Source organism: Streptomyces scabiei 87.22 (assembly GCF_000091305.1).
Lineage (GTDB): Bacteria > Actinomycetota > Actinomycetes > Streptomycetales > Streptomycetaceae > Streptomyces > Streptomyces scabiei.
This window is the reverse complement of the sequence record NC_013929.1, coordinates 1844557-1865759: the sequence shown is the minus strand read 5'-3', so window position 1 is coordinate 1865759 and position 21203 is coordinate 1844557. Positions and strand designations below refer to the sequence as shown.

Here is a 21203-nt window from a genome sequence, read left to right as displayed (position 1 = left end):
TGCGGCACTTTTGAGTCAGGAGCCGGAATGGACCTTTTCGAGCACCAGGCACGAGCACTCTTCGAGGAACACGGCATCGCGGTCCCGCGGGCCGAGGTCACCGACTCGCCCAAGGAGGCCCGCGAGATCGCCCGCAGGCTGGGCGGACGCGTCGTCGTCAAGGCACAGGTGAAGACCGGCGGACGCGGCAAGGCGGGCGGGGTGAAGCTCGCCGCCGACCCCGCCGCCGCCGAACTGACCGCACGGCAGATCCTCGGCACGGACATCAAGGGCCACACCGTCCGCACGGTGATGATCGCCGAACCCGTCGCGATCGAGAGCGAGTTCTACGTCTCCTACGTCCTCGACCGCGCGGCCGGCGGCTTCCTCGCGATCGCCTCGGCCGAGGGCGGCATGGACATCGAGGAGGTGGCGGCCACCCGGCCCGAGGCGGTGGCCCGCATCCCGGTCGACCCCGCCGAGGGCGTCACCTCCGCCAAGGCGTCCGAGATCGCCGAGGCGGCCGGTCTGCCCCCGCAGAGCGTCGACGTCCTCATGCGGCTCTGGCAGGTGCTGACCCGCGAGGACGCGCTCCTCGTCGAGGTCAACCCGCTCGTGCGTACCGCACAGGGCCGCATCCTCGCCCTCGACGGCAAGGTCACCCTCGACGACAACGCGGGTTTCCGGCAGAGCCGCTGGGGCGACGAGGGCTTCGCGCACGACGACCCGCTGGAGGCGGCGGCGGCCGCCAAGGGCCTCAACTACGTGAAGCTGGAAGGCGAGGTCGGGGTCATCGGCAACGGCGCCGGACTCGTCATGTCGACCCTCGACGTGGTCGCCGGATGCGGTGCCCGTCCCGCCAACTTCCTCGACATCGGCGGCGGCGCCTCCGCCCGGATCATGGCCGACGGTCTCTCCGTCATCCTCTCCGACCCGGCCGTGAAGTCCGTCCTCGTCAACGTCTTCGGCGGGATCACCGCCTGCGACGCGGTCGCCGAGGGCATCGTGAGGGCCCTGGACAGCGTGCGGTTGACCAAGCCGCTGGTCGTCCGTCTCGACGGCAACAACGCCGTACGCGGCCGGGCGATCCTCGACACCCGCGCCCACCCACTCGTCCACCAGGCCACCACCATGGACGGTGCCGCGCGCCGCGCCGCCGACCTCGCCCACGCGAACTGAGGAGCCCGGACATGGCCATCTACCTCACCCAGGAGAGCAGGGTCCTCGTCCAGGGCATGACCGGCGGCGAGGGCATGAAGCACACCCGCCGCATGCTCGCGGCCGGCACGAACGTCGTCGGCGGCGTCAACCCCCGCAAGGCCGGCCGCACCGTCGACTTCGACGAGCGGGCCGTCCCCGTCTTCGGCTCGGTCGCCGAGGGCATCGAGGCCACCGGCGCCGACGTCACCGTCGTCTTCGTCCCGCCGGCCTTCGCGAAAGCGGCCGTCGTCGAGGCCGCCGACGCCGGCATCGGCCTCGCCGTCGTCATCACCGAGGGCATCCCCGTCCACGACTCCGTCGCCTTCACGGCGTACGCGCGGTCCCGGGGCACCCGGATCGTCGGCCCCAACTGCCCCGGCCTGATCACCCCCGGCCAGTCCAACGCCGGCATCATCCCCGCCGACATCACCAAGCCGGGACGCGTCGGCCTGGTCTCCAAGTCCGGCACCCTCACCTACCAGCTCATGTACGAACTCCGCGACACCGGCTTCTCCACGTGCGTCGGCATCGGCGGCGACCCCGTCGTCGGCACCACCCACATCGACTGCCTGGCCGCCTTCCAGGACGACCCCGACACCGAACTGATCGTCCTCATCGGCGAGATCGGCGGCGACGCCGAGGAACGGGCCGCCGCGTACGTCCGCGACCACGTCACCAAGCCGGTCGTCGGCTACATCGCCGGCTTCACCGCCCCCGAGGGCAGGACGATGGGCCACGCCGGCGCGATCGTCTCCGGCTCCTCCGGCACCGCGCAGGCCAAGAAGGAGGCGCTGGAGGCGGTCGGGGTACGGGTCGGCGGCACCCCCACGGAGACGGCCCGGCTGGTGCTCGCCGCCCTGGAGTCCGAGGGCTGACCCCACCGGCGACAGCACCACCGGCAACAACCCCGCCGACGGCAGCCCCGCCGGCCACCGCGCACCCCGCCCCCGACTGTGCACCGAGAGCGGAGAACCCCATGGCACCACCCACCGCCACACCCACCCTCACCCTGAAGTCCGGCACGGCCTGGACCGACGCCTGGCGGCGCTGTCTGGCCGTCGCCCCCGAAGCCTTCCGGGACGACCGTGTCCTCAACCACTGGGGCGCCGCCTGGCGGGCCGACGGCCGCGCCCTGGCCGCCACCAGCCCCGTCGACGGCAGCCCCGTCGCGGGCCCGCCCCGCCTGGACGGCACCACCGCCCATGCGGCGGTCAGAGCCTCCCTCGACCAGCACCGGGCCTGGCGCCACGTCCCCCTCGGCGAACGCCGCGCCCGGGTCGCCGCCACCCTCGACGCCCTCGCCCAGCACCGGGAACTGCTCGCCCTGCTCCTCGTCTGGGAGATCGGCAAACCCTGGCGGCTCGCGCGGGCCGACGTGGACCGTGCGATCGACGGCGTCCGCTGGTACGTCGACGGCATCGAGCCCATGGTCGAGGGCCGCGTCCCCCTCGACGGCCCGGTCTCCAACATCGCCAGCTGGAACTACCCGATGAGCGTCCTGGTCCACGCGATGCTGGTCCAGGCGCTGGCGGGCAACGCGGTTATCGCCAAGACCCCCACCGACGGCGGCGTCGCCTGCCTCACCCTGGCCACCGCCCTCGCAGCCCGGGAGGGCCTCCCCGTCACCCTCGTCAGCGGCAGCGGGCGCGAGCTGTCGCAGGCGCTGGTCCGGGCCCCCGAGATCGGCTGCGTCTCCTTCGTCGGCGGCCGCGACACCGGCGCCGCCGTGGCCACCGCGGTCGCCGACCTGGGCAAACGCCACGTCCTGGAACAGGAGGGGCTGAACACCTGGGGCATCTGGAACCACACCGACTGGGAGACCCTTTCCGCGGTCGTCCCCAAACTCTTCGACTACGGCAAACAGCGCTGCACCGCGTACCCGCGCTTCGTCGTCCAGCGCGACCTGTTCGACGAGTTCCTCGCCGCCTACCTCCCGGCCGTCCGCACCCTCCGGATCGGCCACCCCCTGGCGGTGGAGCACCCCGACGACCCGTACCCGACGCTGGACCTCGGTCCCGTCATCAACGCGGCCAAGGCCAAGGAACTGGCCGACCAGGTCGCCGAGGCCGTCGACCGGGGCGCCGTCCCGCTGCACCGGGGCAGACCCTCCGACGCGCGCTTCCTGCCCGGCCAGGACACCGGTGCCTACGTCCAGCCCGTCACCCTCCTCGATCCGCCCGCCTCCTCCCCGCTCCACCACGCGGAACCCTTCGGCCCCGTCGACACGATCGTCCTGGTCGACACCGAGGCCGAACTCCTCGCCGCCATGAACGCCTCCAACGGTGCGCTGGTCGCCACCCTCTCCACCGACGACCGGGCGACGTACGAGCGGCTGGCACCCCAGATCCGGGCGTTCAAGGTCGGCCACGGCACACCCCGCTCGCGCGGCGACCGCGACGAGCTGTTCGGCGGCTTCGGCGCGTCCTGGCGCGGTGCCTTCGTCGGCGGTGACCTGCTGGTCAAGGCCGTCACTCGCGGTCCGGCGGGGGAGCGGCTGCCGGGGAACTTCCCCGAGTACCACCTCATGCCGTCCGCGGCCTGACGTGGCCGGTTCGTCACGTTCCGCACACATGGGGTGAGGCCGTGCGGGTCCGCTCGCCGAGACCCGCACGGCCCCGCCCGGGACCCGGACCCGCGGGCGGAAACGCAGGTGAAGGGCGCTCCGAAACCTTGGTATTGTTGTCCCTGTCGCCACCGGGAAAACCCCTGGCCAGGCGGCAGACACCTGGTCCGGGTGGCGGAATGGCAGACGCGCTAGCTTGAGGTGCTAGTGCCCTTTATCGGGCGTGGGGGTTCAAGTCCCCCCTCGGACACTCGCTACGGCGACACACGTGAGAAGGGCCCCGACCGGGACGGTCGGGGCCCTTCTCGTGTCCCCGGCCGCGCCCGTGCCCCCCGTGGCGCGCGCCTCGTGCCCCGCGCCGCCGCCGACGGCCTCCGGCAGATCGACCCGGCCTCTTTCGTTTCTTCTCAACCTCTAGTCAAATAGCGTCACTTGAACCACACGCCTCCCATGCGACGCACGTGGCCGACGGGCTCCGCGCGTGCAGGACATCGGCGCCCTCCCCCACCGCTGCCGTGCCGGCAGCCGAGCACGTCACAGGAGACCGCATGCCCAGCTCTCCCCTGAATCGCCGTACGTTCGTCCTCCTGGGCGCCGCCGTCGCCGCGGCTGCCGGGACCCGGACCTCGGTGGCCGCGCCCGCGGCGGTCCCCGGCACACCGACGCCGGTCAGGATCGTCGACGACAGGGCGACCCCCGCCACCCGAGCCCTGTTCGCGTACCTGAGACGGCAGCGGGGCAGGGGCATCCTGTTCGGGCACCAGCACGACCTGACCTACGGCTTCACCTTCACCACACCCGACGGCAGGGCGTCCGACACCAGAGCGGCGGTGGGCGACTACCCCGCGGTCTTCGGCTGGGACACCCTCGTCCTCGACGGCGACGAGCGCCCCGGTACCGAGGACGCCACCGACGCCGAGAACATCGCCGCGCTCAGCCGGTGCATCCGGCAGGGCGACGCCCGCGGCGGGATCAACACCCTCAGCGCCCACATGCCGAACTTCGTCACCGGCAAGGACTTCTACGACACCAGGGGCCGCGTCGTCGGCCAGATCCTTCCCGGAGGGGCGAAGCACGCCCGCTTCAACCGCTTCCTGGACCGCGTCGCGAAGGCGGTCAAGGGCGCCCGGCGCCCGGACGGCACCCTCATCCCGGTGATCTTCCGCCCCTTCCACGAGAACAACGGCGGCTGGTTCTGGTGGGGGGCCGGTCACACCACCTCGGGCGAGTTCATCGAACTGTTCCGCTACACCGTGGAGTACCTGCGCGACGTCAAGGGCGTCCACAACCTGCTCTACGCCTACTCGCCCAACGCGAGCCTCGGCGGCGACCCGGCCGCGTACCTGCGCACCTACCCGGGCGACCGGTTCGTCGACGTCCTCGGCTACGACTCCTACGACGAGGGCGCCGGACCGACCCCCTGGCTGGACGGTCTGGTGCGGGACCTGGCGATGGTGGTCCGGCTCGCGAACGAGCGGGGCAAGGTGCCCGCCTTCACCGAGTTCGGGGAGAGCGGCACCGAGATCCGCGACCCGCAGTGGTTCACCCGGCTGCTGCGGGCCGTCGAGGCGGACCCGCTGGCCCGTCAGGTGACCTACATGGCCACCTGGGCCAACTTCGGCGGCACCAAGCGCGCCTACGTGCCGTACCCGGGTCACGCCCTGCTGCCGGACTTCGTCCGGTTCCACCAGGATCCCTTCACCCTCTTCGCCGCCGATGTGCGAGGCGTGTTCGCCGCGCGTACCACCGCTGTCAGGAACGGCCCGTCCCTCCATCTGGTGACCCCCACGGACCGGCAGCGGGTGACGGCCGCCAGGACCACCGTCCGGGTGCGGGTCACGCCCGCGCGGGCGAGCCGGGTCACCTACTCCGTGGACGGCGGACCCGCCAGACGCCTGCGCCTGGACGCCGACGGCTATCACTCGGGCGTCTGGTCGATCGGCCCGGCCCTGCGGAGGAAGGGCTCGGCGACCCTCACCGTCCGCGCACGGGCGGGCGGCGAGACGCTCACCGACTCCGCCGTCGTCCTCCTCGGCGAGGCCGCCCCCCTGCCCGCAGGCTGGATCGACGACTTCGAGGGGTACGCCGGGGACGACGTCGCCCTCGGCGAGGCGTACACCCACCTCAACACCCACACGCTCGGCCTGTCGCGCGAGCACAAGTCCTCCGGCTCCTACGGGCTGGCCTACGCCTACGACTTCACCGCCGCGGAGTTCACCGGCATCGGCAGGCCGGTCGTCGCGGACTGGTCCGCCTTCACCTCCCTGGCGCTGTGGCTGCGCGGCGACGGGTCGGAGAACGCCGGGGCGCTGGAGATCGTCGCCGACGGGATCCCGTTCCAGTACCGCTTTGCGCTGGACGACACGAGCGGGCGGGAACTCAGGGCCCCCTTCGGCGAGTTCGGGCCCGCTCCCTGGGACACCGGCAACGCCGGCGCCGTGCTCGACGCGGCCCGGCTGGCGAAGGTGACGGGGTTCAACCTGTACCTCGGCCGGGCCAGCGAGACGGTGACCAAGGGGGTCGTGTACGTGGACGCCGTCCGGGCCGAGTGACTCCGGACGACACGGCGCACGGAAAATGCGGTGACCCGGCCCCCTCACCGTCCCTAGACTCACCCCACCAAGTGACGAGAGAGGGGAGCCCGGCCATGTGCGACCGCACCGCCGTCGTCGTTCCCCGTTCCCTGTACGAGGTGATCCTCGTGTCCTCGTCCGTCCGGTGCCCGCTGCGCGGCCGGTACCGGATGCCCGTGACGCACGCCTGACGTCGAATTCCTTTGCGCGGACGGAGCGACAGCTCCGTCCGCGCGCACGTTCCCGCCGTCCGCCGTGCCCGTACGGGAATCGCGCTGCCCCGAAACAGCTCAGCTGAAAGGCCACGGGCCATGCGCAGCACCGTCACCAACCCTCTGACCGCCGTCCGCAACCTGGGCATCCTCGCCCACGTCGACGCCGGCAAGACCACCGTCACCGAGCGGTTCCTCTACGCCACCGGGACCACGCACAAGCGCGGGGAGGTCCATGACGGCACCACCGTCACCGACTTCGACTCCCAGGAGCGCGATCGCGGGATCACCATCTTCGCGGCAGCCGTGAGCTGCGCCTGGGACGGGCACCGGATCAACCTCATCGACACCCCCGGCCACGTCGACTTCGCCGACGAGGTGGAGCGTTCGCTCAGGGTGCTCGACGGCGCGATCGCCGTGTTCGACGCGGTCGCCGGCGTCGAGCCGCAGAGCGAGTCGGTGTGGCGGCAGGCAGACCGGCACGGCGTCCCGCGCATCGCCTTCGTCAACAAGCTGGACCGCGCGGGCGCCGACCTCGACACCGCCGTCGAGTCGATCCGGCAGCGGCTCCATCCGGCGCCGCTGGTGGCGCAGTTGCCGATCGGCGCGGAGGACGGGTTCACAGGTGTGGTGGATCTGCTCCGGATGCGGGCGCATGTCTGGACGGACGACGACGGCGGCACGGCCGAGGAGGGCCCGGTCCCGCAGGCCCTGCGGGACGAGGCGGAACGGCGCCGACGGCTCCTGGAGGAGGCGGTGGCGGAACTGCATCCGGCGGCGCTGGAGGAGTTCTGCGCGCGGGGCACGCTCTCCGCGCGGACGCTGGCGGACGCGCTGCGCGACCTGACCCGCACGGGTGAGGGCGTGGTCGTGCTGTGCGGCTCCGCCTACCGCAACCGCGGCATCGAACCGCTGCTCGACGCGGTCGTGGCGTACCTGCCCTCGCCGCTGGACGTACCGCCCGTACGCGGGACGCACGACGGCACCGAGGAGGAGCGTGCCGCCGACGCGGCCGAGCCGCTCGCGGCGCTGGCGTTCAAGGTGAGCGCCACGGCCACGGGACGGCTGACCTATCTGCGGCTGTACTCGGGAACGATCAGGAAGGGGGACACCGTGCTGGACGCGGGCACGCGGCGCACCGAGCGGATCGGGCGGATCCTGCGGGTGCGGGCCGACCGGCACGCCGAACTGGACCACGCGACGGCCGGGGACATCGTCGCGGTCGTCGGGCTGAAGTCGGCCCGCGCGGGGACCACCCTGTGCGCGCCGGCGGCGCCGCTGCTCCTCGAACCCCCGTCCGTGGCCGACCCGGTGGTGTCGGTGGCCGTCGAGGCGCGGCGGAGCACCGACACCGACCGGCTCGCGACGGCTCTCGCACGGCTGGCCGAGGAGGACCCCTCGCTGGTCGTGCGGACCGATCCCGAGACCGGCCAGACCCTGCTGTCCGGGATGGGCGAACTGCATCTGGAGGTGGCGGTGGAGAAGGTCCGCCGGAGCCAGGGGCTCGACGTCGCCGTCGGCCGGCCGCGGGTGGCCTGTCGCGAGACGATCGTGCGCGGGGTGTCCGGTCTGGTCTATCGGCACGTCAAACAGGACGGCGGGGCGGGGCAGTTCGCCCATGTCGTCCTCGACGTGGCGCCCCTGGAGGCGGAGGGGGACCGTGCCGCGACGGGCTTCGTGTTCCGTTCGACCGTCGTCGGCGGCCGGGTGCCGCAGGAGTACGTGCGCGCGGTCGAGGCCGGGTGTCGTGACGCGCTCGCCGAGGGGCCGCTCGGCGGTCATCCGGTGACCGGGCTGAGCGTCACCCTGACGGACGGGGCGACCCACTCCAAGGACTCCTCGGAGATGGCGTTCCGTACGGCCGGGCGGTTCGGGCTCCGGGAAGCCATGCGGGCGGCGGTGATGGGGCTGTTGGAGCCCGTCGCCGATGTCACGGTGACCGTGCCCGCGGATGCCGTGGGGGGCGTGCTCGGGGATCTCGCCGCGCGGCGGGGAAGGGTGTCGGACTCCGTGGCCCGGGGCGGGTCGGTGGTCGTGACGGCGACCGTGCCGTTGGCTGAGCTGTTTGGCTACGCGACGCGGTTGCGCAGCCGGACGCAGGGGCGGGGGACGTTCACGGCGCGGCCGGCCGGGTACGCGCCCGCGCCGGGGGGTGTGCGGGTGAGTTAGGGGGAGGGCGGGGGTGGGAGTTTCTCTCGCCCCCGCCGCCCCTACCCGTCCCATCGCCAAGGGGCTGCGCCCCTTTGACCCCCACAGTGCGGGTTCGGTGGGGGTTCTCGCGCAGTTCCCCGCGCCCCTGAAAGACGGGGGCGCGGGGGCTTCGATCGGTGCTGTCAGGCCCAGGGGCTCACCGCCGTGAAGCTGCTGTCGGTGCGGAAGGTGTCCGTGGCCTCGTAGGTGTCCAGGCGCAGTTCGTAGTTGTAGTGGCGGATGTAGCGGCCGGGGTAGTTGTACGACTCCAGCCGGACCGAGCCGGAGGCCGTGCCCGGGCGGGCGCAGTACGTGGCGTCCTTGTCGAACACGGTCGTGCCGTCGTCCGCGTCGGACCGGATGCGGTAGTCCCAGTGGCGCAGATAGCGGCCGGTGGAGGTGCGGAAGGAGTAGCAGTTGGCGTCCGCGAGGCCGGGCACGACCGTGAACGTGGCGCTCTGCTTGACCGCCGTGGTGCTGGAGGACGTCACCGGGTCGACGTAGCCGAGGTTGTCGGAGCGCGCCACGGCGTAGCGGCCGGTGAAGTTGACGGACTGCAGGGACCGGGTGGTGTTGACCGGCAGCGTGACCCCGCCGGAGACCGTCTCCTTGAGGACCGTCAGATGCCGTACGAAGCCGGTGAGGCCGGGGAGCTCGGTCGGGGCCGACCAGGTGGCGAAGTTGTCGTAGCTGTCGCTGTACCAGTACTTCCCGGCGCCGTACGCGTCGTAGTAGATCCGCCAGCCGCCGTTGTCGAGCTGGACCAGGGCCGGGCCCTCCATCCCGGAGCCGAAGCCCGCCCAGTTGCCCGTCTTCGTGATGGTGTACGGGCCGGTGAGGCTGGAGGCGGTGCCGTACTCGATGTACTTCGTCGTCTCGTTCTTGGTGAACGCGTGGTAGGTGGAGCCGATCTTGACGATGAAAGTGTCGATGTAGTTCGGGCCGATGCCGGAGAGCCGGGTGGGCGCCGACCACGCGGTGAGCGCGGAGTTCGTCGCCGTCAGCTTGTACGGCTTGAAGATGTACTCGCCGTCGGCGGCGACCGACGCCGACAGGATGATGTTGACGCTGCCGTTGGTGTCGACGAACCACTCGGGTGCCCAGGCGCGCTGCAGACCGCTGATCGGGACCGTGTAGTCGTACAGGAAGGTCCAGTTGAGGCGGTCGGTGGAGCGGGCGAAGCCGATGGTGGTGGAGAGCGCCGACCAGGTGCGGGTGGTGTACGTCAGGTAGTAGTAGCCGTCCGTGTGCTTGAAGATGCTGGGGTCGCGGATCAGACCGGAGGGCGGGGTGTACGCGGGGCCCTTCCGGAGGGTGAAGCCGGTCGCGTCGGGCGAGTCGTAGACGTACATGTTCGACTCGCTGCTGTTCGTGAACGCGGTCATCGTGTAGCGCGTCGCCTGCCCGGCGGCCGGGTGGGCGGCTCCGGCCGGGGAGGCGACGGCGGTGGTGAGGCCCAGCAGGGCGGCCACCGAGGTGAGGAGGGCGATGACCGCCCTGCGGGTTGTGTTCAACGCTCGTCCCGTCTGTGCGCGAACTGCCCTGAGGCGTGGGATGTTGTTCGAAATGTCGGCTCTTGTGCGGAAGTTCGATCAGAAGATAAGAGGGGGGCATGTTCGCGTCAATGGATCGCGCAGGGTTTGTGCGAGGTGAGGTTCCGCTTTTTCGTCGCACGATGTGACCGTGTTGCCTCCGGTCAGGCGTTTCCCCAGTTCAGGGCCGGTTTCCCGGACGGCTCACAGGAGGGCAACAGGCAACTCGTCGACCCCGGTGGGCAGGAGGGCGATCCTGAGGTCGTCAGCACCGGGCTGGGCCCGCGGGACCACGTGGGAAGCCAGTGAGAACAGCCGGTGAGAACCAGCAAGGGGGAAACATGCGCAACATGATCCGTGGCGCCGTCGCGCTTCTGACCTCGGCGGCCGCGATGGTGGCGCTCAGCGGCACGGCCGAGGCCAAGCCGGCGGACACCTGGGACGGCTGCCCGTACGGCGCGGTCTGCATCTATGGCCAGGGCGTCGACCCGACAGCCAACCCGCACCCGACCAACGTGTACTACAGCTACAAGGCCCACAACCTGAGCAACCAGGTCGGGTACCACTGGGTCTACAACAACCAGTACGGCGGCGCCCTCGCGGACCTGTGCAAGCAGTACAACGGCGGGGACTGCATCGAGACCATCCCGGAGGGATACGCCTTCTACCGCGATCTCACGCCCATCAACTCGATCGTCCTCCGTCCGTAGTGCCACGGAGCGTCCTCCCGACGCCGTCCGGAACCGGCTGCCCGCGGTTCCGGACGGCGGCGTTTTCGCCACTCCGGGTGAAAGACTTGGCTGCCCCCGCCGACCCGGCAGTAACCTGGGTTTCCGCCGTCTCACGGCCGCACTGCCTTGGGGGACACCTTGGGGGACCCGCTGCACGGACAGCAGACAGACCCTCATCACGGACGGGACCGGGACGCGCCGACCACGCTGTCCTTCCCGGCGCAACTGCGAAGGCTGCGGCAGGAACGCGGACTGTCGCTCACCGACCTCGCCCGCCGCACCCACTACAGCAAGGGCTACCTCAGCAAGATCGAGACCGGTGCGAAGCGCCCCACCGTCGACGTCGCCCGGCTGTGCGACCAAGTGCTGGGCGCTGAAGGGGAGTTGCTGCGGCTGGTGCGGCAGACGCAGCCCCGGGACGGTGACCCCGCAACCGAAGCCGACCCCGTCGAGCGGCAGGCCGCCGAGACCTGTCCCTACCGGGGCCTGTCGGCGTTCACCCCCGAGGACGCGGAGTGGTTCTTCGGCCGCGAGCGTGCCACGGCCGCACTCGTGGAGCGGATCTTCGAACGGGTGGGCGGTGGGCCGCTGATGCTCGTCGCTCCCTCCGGTGCCGGCAAGTCGTCGCTGCTCAGTGCCGGTCTCGTCCCCGCGCTCGGCCGCGGCGATCTCCCCATGCCGGGCGCCGACCGCTGGCCGGTGGTCCAGCTCACCCCCACCGCGCGTCCCCTGGACGAACTGCTGGAACGCACCGCCAAAGCCCTGGGCGGAGACCTCGGTCTGACCGCCGAGGAGGTGCGGGACGACCCGGGCACCCTGCTCGGCGCCGTACAGGCCGCAGCCGCCGCCCCGCCGGAGGCACCCGGAGAGCGGCGGCCCCCGCCGCCCCGACCGGTCCTGATCGTCGACCAGTTCGAGGAACTCTTCACCCTCTGCACGGACGAGGACGAACGCCGCTCCTTCGCCCGTGTGCTGTCCGCCCTCGCCGGCGCCCGGCCGACCGCGTCCGCGCACCCGCCCGCCGTCGTGGTGCTCGGCGTCCGCGCCGACTTCACCGGCAGCTGTCTGGGCCTGCCCGAGCTGGCCCCCGTCTTCACCGGCGGACTGTTCGTGCTGTCCCCGATGACCGTGGCGGAACTGCGCGAGTCCATCACCCGCCCGGCGGAACTCGCCGGGCTCACCCTCGAACCCGGCCTGGTCCCGCTGCTGTTGCGGGACGCGGGACTCCGCGACGACCCCGACACCGGCCCCGGGGCCTCCGGAGCGGGCTCCGACGAGACACCCTCCGGCGCCCTCCCGCTGGTCTCCCACGCGCTGCTCGCCACCTGGCAGCGGCGCCGGGACAGCGCGCTGACCGTCGACGGGTACGAACGGGCGGGCGGCATCCAGGGGGCGGTCGCCCGCACCGCCGAGACCGTCTTCGCCCGGCTGTATCCCGCCGAACAGAAGACCATCCGCCGCATCCTGTCCCGGCTGGTGCTCGTCATGGACGGAGCCGGGGCGACCCGCCGCCGGATGAGCCGGGACGCCCTGATGGCGCGGCTCGGCGACGCCGACGGGGCCGCCGCCGCCCTCGACGCGTTCGTCCGGGCCCGTCTCATCACCATGGACAGCGACACCGTCGAGATCACCCACGAGGCACTGCTGCACGCCTGGCCCCGGCTCCGCGGCTGGATCCGCGCCGACCGGGCCGGACTCCTCCTCCACCAGCAGCTCTCCCACGCCGCCGGTGAATGGGAGCGCGAGCGGCGCGACCCCTCCGCCCTCTACCGGGGCACCCGCCTCGACACCGTACGGGCCTGGGCCGACGAGTCGGACGGCTGGAGCAGACTCGCGCCCGACGAGGAGGCGTTCCTGAGGGCCAGTCAGGCCGAGGAGGACGGGCGCCGCGGACAGGCCAGACGCCAGGTGCGGCTGCGGCAGTCCCTGCTCGCCACGCTCGCCGTGCTGCTCGGCCTCGCCGTCACCGCCGGAGGGCTCGCCTACCAGCAGCGCGCGGGCGCCCTCGACCAGGAGCGCGTCGCCCGCTCCCAGGCCCTCGCCGCGCGCTCCGCGTCCCTCGCCGGGGGCCGGCCGGAGGCGTCCATGCTCCTCGCGGAGGAGTCCTACCGCACCGCGCCCACCGCCGAAGCCCGCGGCGCCCTGCTCAGCACCCAGTCACAGCCCTTCTCCGCCCGGCTCGCCGGACACCGCGGCCCGGTCAACCAGGTCGCCTTCGCGCCCGACGACCGCACCCTCGCGACGGCCAGCTCCGACGGCACGGTCGTCCTGCGCGAGACCGCCGACGGCCACCGCGTCCTCGCCCGGTTCACCGTGCCCGGACGCGTGCGCTCGGTCGCCTTCAGCACCGACGGCCGTACGCTCGCGGTCACGTCCACCGACGGGCCCGTGACCCTGTGGAGCACCACCGGCCATCGGCGGACCGGGACGCTCCCGAAGGCCACGAAGGGCGCGCGGGCGGTCGTCTTCGACCCGCGCGGAGGGACGCTCGCCGTCGCCGCCGCCGACGGGAACGTCCAGCTGTGGGACACCGGGACCCGGCCACGGCGCACCGCCACCCTCCCCGGCCACGAGGGCGACGTCAACGCACTGGCCTACGCCCCCGACGGACGGACGCTCGCCTCCGCCGGCACCGACCGCGACGTCCGGCTGTGGGACACCGACCGGGCCCGGGTCGCCGACACGCTCGAGGGGCACGCCGACGAAGTGCTGGGCGTGGCGTTCTCGCCGGACGGCAGGACGGTGGCCTCCGCCGGCGTCGACCGGACGGTACGGCTGTGGGACGTCGCCGACGGGCGGCAGACCGACACGTTCACGGGAAGCAGCGACGACATCAACGACGTCGTCTTCACCCCGGACGGGACGACGGTCGTCGGCGCGGTCGGCGACGGCACGACCCGGCTGTGGGACGTGCGCAGCGGCCGGCAGACCCTGGTCCTGGCCGGACACACCGACTACGTCCTCGGGGTGGCCGTCACCTCCGACGGCGCCCTGCTGGCCACGGCCGGTTTCGACCAGTCCGTCGTCCTGTGGGACCTGGGCGGGGCGGTCCTGACGTCCCGTCCGTTCACGGAGGTCTGGCAGACCGCCTACAGTCCCGACGGGAAACTGCTGGCCACCGCCGACGCCGATCACACCGTACGGCTGTGGGACGCGGCGACGCACGCCCTCGTGGCCGCGCTGCGCGGACACACCGAGACCGTGTTCTCGGTGGCCTTCTCGCCCGACGGGCGGACCCTGGCGTCGGCCGGCTCCGACGGCACGGTCCGGCTGTGGGACGTCGCGGAGCACGAGGCACTGAAGAAGCTCACCGGGCACGAAGGACAGGTCTTCTCCGTCGCCTTCTCGCCCGACGGGCGGACCCTCGCCTCGACGGGAGCCGACCACACGGTGCGTCTGTGGGACGTGGCGAGGCGCCGCCAGCTCGGCGTGTTCCACGGCCACAAGGACTTCGTCAACGATGTCGCGTTCAGCCCCGACGGCCGCACCCTGGCCACCGCCGGCGACGATCTGACCGTGCGTCTGTGGAACGTCGCCTCACACCGCGAACGCGCCACCCTGACCGGCCACTCGGGCGCGGTGCGGGGGGTGGCCTTCAGCCCGGACGGCCGCACCCTCGCCAGCAGCGGCAACGACGGGTCCGTACGCCTGTGGGACGTCCGGCACCGGCGCTTCGAGACCGCCCTGACCGGCCACTCGGGCGCGGTACGCGGTGTGGACTTCAGCCCGGACGGCCGCACGCTCGTCAGCAGCGGCAACGACCGCACGGTACGCCTGTGGGACGTCGCCGGACGGCGGGTGTGGGCGACCCTCACCGGTCATACGAACGCGGTGTGGGGCGTCGACTTCGCCCCCGACGGGCGGACCGTGGCCAGCAGCAGCACCGACGGCACCGTACGGCTGTGGGACCTCGACCCCGGAGCCCGGCTGGCGGCCATCTGCCGGCTGCGGCTCGGCATCGCACCCGAGGAACGCGCCACCCTGCTGCCCGGAGTGCCCGTACGGGCGGAGCCGACGGAGTGCGGGGACCGCTGAGCAGCACCTGAGGACGCGGCGAAGCGTTCGGCAACCGCCCTGCTCACCAGGGGTTTCCCAGGTGTTTCCCGTTGCCCGCCCGGATGGGGCGACACCCGGATCTCGACGCGCGGGGCGGTGGTCGGCCAGGCTGCTGCACGACCACCACCATCCGTTCATCGAGACCGACAGGAAACGGGGGTTCCGGCATGGTGAGCCGGACCAATGTCATCCGCACACTGATCACACTCATGGCGCTGCTCCTGTGGGCGCCGGTGTCCACGGCCTCGGCCGCTCCGGCCGCTCCCGCCGCCGGCTGCGGCGTGCTCGCGCCGGGCGCCTCGGCCGCCGCCGAGCGGGCGATCGCCGCGGCCTGCGCCGAGGTCGCCGCCGGCACCTGGTACACCTGGGGCGGCGGCCACGGAGCCAAGCCCGGGGCCACCTACGGGCAGGTCGACCCCACCGACCCGGCCAGTGAACACGACCCCGAGCGGCGCGGCTTCGACTGCTCCGGCCTCGTCCGGTACGCCTACGCCCAGGCCACCGGCGGCACGGACATCCTCGACGGCGTCGCCAGCCAGCAGTACTACACGCACCGCGCCGCCGCCCGCTTCACCGCCGCCCAGGGTCTCGCCCCGCTGCTGCCCGGCGATCTCCTCGCCTACGGCAAGGACTCGACGGACATGCAGCACATCGCCATCTACCTCGGCGCGGGCAAGATGGTCGAGGCCAAGCAGTCCGGCACCAAGCTGATGGTGAGCGACGTCCGTCTGGGCAGCACCTACTTCGGCGCCGTCCGCGTCAACACCGGGACGCCCACCGGCAACATCCACCAGACCTGGGGCACCGGCGTCTGGACCAAGGCCGAGCCCCGCCTCGCGGCCCGCCGCGTCTACGCCTTCCCGTACTCGACCACCATCCGCGTGTACTGCCAGAAGCACGCGGAGAAGGTCGACGCGGAGGGGTACGAGAACGACGTCTGGTCCTACCTGCCGGACTACAGGGCGTGGGTCACCAACATCTACATCAAGGGCGCGGCCTGGCTTGAGGGTGTATCCGACTGCAAGGACGTACCTCCCATCACCTGACGCACCCGCGCCGGTGACCGTCGGGGGGCGGCCACCTGTGTGAGCGTCACCTGTGCCCGTACGCTGAGTCAGCGTACGGGCACATTCTGTGGACAGTACGCACGTCCTCCCGTCACGCTGGGTGCCGTCGGGGCATGGGGGCCACAGCGCACGAGGACCGGAGGTGGCCGCGGATGACGGGCGGCGGGATGGGCAACGACTACGACGAGGCAGTGGCCGACGAGGGGACGGCGGTGGACCGCGAACCCGACCCCTCGGACAGTCTGCGGACGTGGGGCGCCGTGACACAGGCGCTGCGCGAGCACGCGGGCTACAGCCGGACGGAGTTCGCGGATCTCGTCCGCTTCTCCCGGCACACGGTGGAATCGGTGGAGCAGGGGCGCCGGATGCCGGACGCGAACTACGTGCGGCGGGCCGACGAACTGCTGGGGAACACCGGGGCATTGCGCAAGTCGTCACAGTATGTGACGCGGGGGCGGGGGGACGTGGGCCTCGCGGCCTGGTTCCGCCAGTGGGCCCGGCTGGAGCGGGTCGCGGTGAGCCTGTGCACGTACGAATGCAGGCTGGTCCCCGGGCTGTTGCAGTCGCGGGACTACGCGCGGGCGGTCTTCGAGGGGACCGTCCCGGTGACACCGGACGACCAGCTGGACAGCTTCATGGACCGCCGGATGGAGCGTCAGCGGATGCTGTTCGAGCGGCCGACGACCCCGTTCAGCTTCATCGTCGAGGAGCATGTGTTCCGGCGGCGGTTCGGGGACGACGCGCGGATGCGGGGGATGCTCGACCATGTGCTGGAGTTGAGCGCGCCCCGCAATGTGACGCTCCAGATCGTGCCGTTGGAGACCGGGTTGCACGCCTGCCTCGACGGACCCGTGCGACTGCTGGAGACGCCGCAGGGGCAGCGGCTCGCGTACTCCGAAGGACAGCAGAACGGCCGTCTGATCTCCGACTCGAAAGAGGTGAGCCTGCTCCATCAGCGCTATGACACACTGCGCTCGCAGGCCCTGAATGCCAAGGATTCCCGGGCGCTGCTGGAGCGACTCCGAGGGGAACTGGACCTATGAGCACGACGGAACTGACGTGGTTCAAGTCAAGCTACAGCGGTAGCCAGGGCGACGATTGCGTCGAAGTCGCCGTCACCGGACAGGCCGTGTGCGTACGTGACTCCAAGGACGTGACCCTGCCGCACTTCGCGGTCGGACGGGCGGGGTGGTCGCGGTTCGTGGGGTTCGTGGGACACGAGGGCCCCCAGGGACACCGGGGGCACCGACAGGCGGACCTCACCGCCTAGTCCGCCCAGCCCGTGTGGTCGGCTGGTCCGCGGCGGTGGGCGTCTCCCGTTCGGGGGCGCCCACCGGCCGCGCCGGTTGCCGGTCGCGGAAATGGACCACCACAGGAAGATTTCAGCCCACTACAGGGCGATGCAGGGTCCGTAGGTTCGTCGTATGCCTACCAGCAAGAACCTCCTGACCTCGGTTCAGGTGGCCCGCTTCGTCGCGCAGGGATTTCTGCGCCTGGACGGGGTGGTGCCGCCGGACATCAACGAACGGGCCGTCGCCGCGCTGGCCGAAGGTCTGCCGGGAGTGCCGTACGGCACCCCGCTGAGCGCCGCGTTCGCGCCCGGCACCTTCGTCCGTGAACTGCTCGACCTGCCGGTCGTCGCCGGTGCCGTGGAGAGCCTGGTCGGACCCGGACCGACCGTCGACCACCAGGCCGTGCACGTCCGCGAGCCCCACGAGGGCCACGCGCAGGACCTCCACGCCGACGCGATCATCGACGTACGGCCGGACGCGTTCGACATCCAGCTCATGTACTACCCGCACGAGGTGACCGCCGAGATGGGCGGCACCCTCAGCGTGCCCGGCAGCCATCTGCGCCGGATCAACGAGACGGACATCGGCCGCGTCCAGAACCTGCGGGGACAGACCCGGCTGACCTGCCCGGCCGGCACGGTCGTCCTCCTGCACCACGGCATCTGGCACGGCGGCCGCCGCAACGACACCGACCGCCGCCGCTTCATGTACAAACTGCGCCTCAACCCGACCGTGCCGCAGGTGCGCCTCTGGGACACCGCGGACCTGCACGACCCGGCCGTCACCGCGGAGTTGGACACCCCCTTCCCGTGGTACGAGCAGGCCACCGGCCGACTGGAGATCTACAACCGCGTCCTGCTGTGGCGGGCCCTGACCGGCGACGAGTCGTTCGACGTCGAGTACTGGGTCACGCGCGTCAGCAACCGGCCCGCCCCGAGGAGCCACGCATGAGGCAACAGGTCCTGGTCCTGTATCTGTCGACCTCGGCGCTCGACTCCCCGGTCGTGGGCTGGTCCCGGTACGACGGGACCGGCCGGACCCGCCCGACGGCGGGGGACAGCGACGAGCCGCCGTACGCGACGGGGCTCGACGCGCTGCTCGACGGGTGGCGCCTCTTCCAGGCGTCGCAACTGCTGCCGCCCCGGCCCGGTCACGAGTACGACGTCTCGTTCCTGAAGCACGAGTTCTTCTTCGAGAAGCTGGAGGAGACCCCTGCCGGCTGACGCCGAGACCTCTCCCGGCTGACGCCGAGCCCGTGGCCCGGTCACGGGGCGAGTGGACCGGGCCACGGGAGTCCTGGAGCGGTGGGTTGGCGGCCGTGGTCAGTAGCCGTAGATCATCTTGTAGGCGACCTCGGGCAGGAACTGACCGGCCGAGGAGCCGGATCCCACACCGCAGTTGCCGTCCGACTCGCCCGGCACCTTGATCCACAGCAGCATCTCCGCGCCGCCGCCCATCTGGGTGGCGGGGCCGATGCGGCGGCCCGAGGGGTTGCACCACTGGCCGTTGGAGCCGTTGCCGTTGCGGCTGGTGTCCACGACGAACGGCTTGGTGTAGCCGTAGCGGGCACTGAGCTCCCTGTTCACCGCGTTGCCGTAGGCGGTGTTCTCGCCCGTGGTGAGGTAGTTGGAGATGTTCAGCGAGAAGCCGTGGGCCTGCCGCACGCCCGCCTCGTGCAGCCGCTTGGCCATGGTCGCGGCGTCCGTCCAGGCGGGGTTGCCGGCGTCCATGTAGACCCAGGTGTTGGGGGCCTGGCGGCTGAACTGGGAGACGGCGCCGCTGAGCATGCTCTGGCGCTCGGCTATCTGCGCCTGGTTCATGCAGCCGTAGTCCCCGAGGGAGTCCGGCTCCAGGATCACCAGCGCCGGACGGTTGCCGATGCCGCCGGCGAACTGGGAGATCCAGCTCGCGTAGGCGGACGGCGAGGAGGCTCCGCCCGCGGAGTGCCCGCCGCAGTAGTCGCGGTTGTAGACGTTGTACGCGACCAGAATAGGTAGCTTGTCCCGGCTGTCCGCGGCGCCCGTGAACGAGCCCGTGGCGGACCCGATCGAGCCGCTCCACGAGCCGAACCAGCGGGCCATCGGGGTGTTGGCGATGGAGGCGTTGATCGCGGACGCCCGGCCGTCACCGGGGTTGGCGGCGGCCCACCGCTTCGCGCTGTTGTCGGGGTCCACATAGAACCCGCTGGTCATGCCGGTCGGGTCGGCGGCGTGGGCGGACGGAGCGGCGGCGAGCGCGAGCGGCAACGAGCAGAGCGCTGCCATCAGGGCGCGGAGCCTGCGGCGCATGACATCACCTCGGAATTCCTGGCAGGGATGCGCCGCACGCTCTCGTCCGGAGCGTGCGACGCGCTGAGGAAGTGCGGTGGTTCGACGTGCCTGGAGAGGTGGGAGCGCTCCCATTGGAAGCGCTTCCAGTAGTGCGGAGAACCTTTGGGGTGTGGTCGGTATCGTGTGGCTGGCTGGTAGAACTGTCAAGAGTCGAGGGGCGAAACTCCCTCTGTACAGGGTGAGTCCGAGGCTCTACGGTCCCTATGACCGGAAGCGCTCCCAGTTTTCGGCGTGTTCGGCCAGGGGGAGGGGTCCACATGGTCATGGCAGGGGATCCACCGCGTCGCCCTCCCACACTCGACGCCGTGGCCGCGCTCGCGGGGGTCTCCCGCTCCGTGGCCTCCCGGGTGCTCAACGACGCGCCGCACGTCAGCCGGGGCAAGCGCGAGGCCGTCGAGCGGGCCGTCCGGCAACTCGGCTACGTGCCCAATCCGACGGCCCGCGCGCTGGCCACCCGGCAGACGGGAGCGGCCGCGCTGGTCGTCTCGGGAGAGGACCCGTCGATCTTCGCGGATCCCTTCTTCGCCCAGGTGATCGTGGGGGCGTCGGCCGCGCTGGAGGAGGCCGACCTGCATCTGATGCTGTGTCTGGCCGCGACCGACCGGGGCCGCAGACGGGTGGAGGACCTGCTGCGCGGCAAGGGCGCCGACGGCGTCATGCTGATGGCGCTGCGCGAGAACGATCCGCTGACGCGGGCGGCCGAGGAGGCGGAGATGCCGGTGGTGTTCGGCGGCCGCCCCGTCGGATCGGCCCCGCGCTGGTACGTGGACGTCGACAACACGGGCGGAGCGCGCGAGGCCACCGAGTACCTGCTCGCCCAGGGCCGCTCACGGGTGGCCGCGATCTGCGGGCCGCTGGACACCGAGGTGGGCCGCGCGCGGTACCGCGGCTACCGGGACGCGATGCTGGCCGCCGGGCGCGAACCGTTCCCGCCGTACGAGGGTGACTTCACGGAGCCCGGCGGGGCCGCCGTCATGGCCGCGCTGCTGGCCGAACACCCGGACGTGGACGCGGTGTTCGCCGCCAACGACAACATGGGGGCGGGGGCGCTGCGCACCCTGCGGGGGGCGGGGCGGCCGGTTCCCGACGACGTCGCCGTGGTCGGGTTCGACGACCTGGCCGTGGCCCGGATCGCCGATCCGCCGCTCACCACCGTCCACCAGCCGATAGCGGACCTCGGGCGGGAGACGGCGCGCATGCTCGTCGGGCTCGTCAACGGGCAGGACCCCACCCCGCTGATCCTGCCCACGCGCCTGGTCGTCCGCGCCAGCGCCTGAGACGGAGGGGCCCGGCCGGGACCGGCCGGGCTCGTTCTCGTCGCGGCGCGTGCACATGGAACGTCGGACCCGTGCTCGTCGCGGCGCGTGCTCGTGGTGGCTCGGGTGCGTGTTCGTCGCGGTGCGTGCTGATGGCGGCTCGGGTGTGTGTTCGTCGCGGCGCGTGCTGATGGCGGCTCGGGTGCGTGGCGACCCGTGCCC

The 21203-nt window shown here is 72.0% G+C and carries 15 protein-coding genes and 1 tRNA gene; 14 read left to right on the top strand and 2 right to left on the bottom strand.

The window, feature by feature from the left end:
- The first annotated feature begins 27 nt into the window (after window positions 1–27).
- From sucC to fusA, 6 genes are all read left to right on the top strand, one after another.
- Entirely contained in the window at window positions 28–1158 is a 1131-nt protein-coding gene (gene sucC, locus SCAB_RS07820) for an ADP-forming succinate--CoA ligase subunit beta (protein WP_012999517.1), read from the top strand.
- 11 nt (window positions 1159–1169) lie between these two features.
- Window positions 1170–2054, top strand: a complete 885-nt coding sequence (gene sucD / locus SCAB_RS07815) for a succinate--CoA ligase subunit alpha (RefSeq protein WP_012999516.1) — start codon at window positions 1170–1172, stop codon at window positions 2052–2054.
- 101 nt (window positions 2055–2155) lie between these two features.
- Window positions 2156–3721, top strand: coding sequence for an aldehyde dehydrogenase family protein (locus SCAB_RS07810; protein WP_012999515.1), 1566 nt, complete (start codon window positions 2156–2158; stop codon window positions 3719–3721).
- Window positions 3722–3907: 186 nt separating this feature from the next.
- Window positions 3908–3992: transfer RNA gene (locus SCAB_RS07805), tRNA-Leu, on the top strand.
- A 298-nt stretch (window positions 3993–4290) separates the two neighbouring features.
- Window positions 4291–6294, top strand: coding sequence for a glycosyl hydrolase (locus SCAB_RS07800; protein ID WP_012999514.1), 2004 nt, complete (start codon window positions 4291–4293; stop codon window positions 6292–6294).
- Between the two features lie 332 nt (window positions 6295–6626).
- Window positions 6627–8696, top strand: a complete 2070-nt coding sequence (fusA, locus tag SCAB_RS07795) for an elongation factor G (protein ID WP_012999513.1) — start codon at window positions 6627–6629, stop codon at window positions 8694–8696.
- Between the two features lie 164 nt (window positions 8697–8860).
- Here fusA and SCAB_RS07790 read toward each other — a convergent pair whose 3' ends face one another.
- The gene (locus SCAB_RS07790; protein WP_012999512.1) at window positions 8861–10231 is read right to left on the bottom strand and encodes a glycoside hydrolase family 43 protein; all 1371 of its coding nucleotides are present in this window, start codon (window positions 10229–10231) and stop codon (window positions 8861–8863) included.
- Window positions 10232–10590: 359 nt separating this feature from the next.
- On the opposite strand from SCAB_RS07790, the gene SCAB_RS07785 reads away from it, so the two are divergent.
- The 7 genes from SCAB_RS07785 (at window position 10591) to SCAB_RS07755 (ending at window position 18618) form a co-directional block, all read left to right on the top strand.
- Window positions 10591–10959 (top strand): hypothetical protein, encoded by a 369-nt coding sequence (locus SCAB_RS07785; RefSeq protein ID WP_037722710.1) that lies wholly within the window; start codon window positions 10591–10593, stop codon window positions 10957–10959.
- 147 nt (window positions 10960–11106) lie between these two features.
- Window positions 11107–15015, top strand: a complete 3909-nt coding sequence (locus tag SCAB_RS07780) for an nSTAND1 domain-containing NTPase (RefSeq protein WP_231884912.1) — start codon at window positions 11107–11109, stop codon at window positions 15013–15015.
- 188 nt (window positions 15016–15203) lie between these two features.
- On the top strand, window positions 15204–16082 hold the full coding sequence (locus SCAB_RS07775; protein ID WP_037722712.1) for a C40 family peptidase: 879 nt from the start codon (window positions 15204–15206) through the stop codon (window positions 16080–16082).
- A gap of 173 nt (window positions 16083–16255) precedes the next feature.
- On the top strand, window positions 16256–17146 hold the full coding sequence (locus tag SCAB_RS07770) for a helix-turn-helix domain-containing protein (protein WP_012999507.1): 891 nt from the start codon (window positions 16256–16258) through the stop codon (window positions 17144–17146).
- On the top strand, window positions 17143–17373 hold the full coding sequence (locus tag SCAB_RS07765) for a DUF397 domain-containing protein (RefSeq protein ID WP_012999506.1): 231 nt from the start codon (window positions 17143–17145) through the stop codon (window positions 17371–17373). The genes SCAB_RS07770 and SCAB_RS07765 overlap by 4 nt, the downstream gene beginning before the upstream one ends.
- 154 nt (window positions 17374–17527) lie before the next feature.
- Window positions 17528–18346, top strand: a complete 819-nt coding sequence (locus tag SCAB_RS07760; RefSeq protein WP_012999505.1) for a phytanoyl-CoA dioxygenase family protein — start codon at window positions 17528–17530, stop codon at window positions 18344–18346.
- On the top strand, window positions 18343–18618 hold the full coding sequence (locus tag SCAB_RS07755) for a hypothetical protein (protein ID WP_012999504.1): 276 nt from the start codon (window positions 18343–18345) through the stop codon (window positions 18616–18618). The genes SCAB_RS07760 and SCAB_RS07755 overlap by 4 nt, the downstream gene beginning before the upstream one ends.
- A 99-nt stretch (window positions 18619–18717) precedes the next feature.
- Here SCAB_RS07755 and SCAB_RS07750 read toward each other — a convergent pair whose 3' ends face one another.
- Window positions 18718–19683: a glycoside hydrolase family 6 protein gene (locus SCAB_RS07750; RefSeq protein WP_012999503.1), complete on the bottom strand. Its 966-nt coding sequence runs from the start codon at window positions 19681–19683 to the stop codon at window positions 18718–18720.
- A gap of 305 nt (window positions 19684–19988) precedes the next feature.
- Here SCAB_RS07750 and SCAB_RS07745 point away from each other — a divergent pair, with 305 nt between their 5' ends.
- Window positions 19989–21002 (top strand): LacI family DNA-binding transcriptional regulator, encoded by a 1014-nt coding sequence (locus SCAB_RS07745; RefSeq protein WP_173402846.1) that lies wholly within the window; start codon window positions 19989–19991, stop codon window positions 21000–21002.
- Window positions 21003–21203 lie beyond the last annotated feature (201 nt).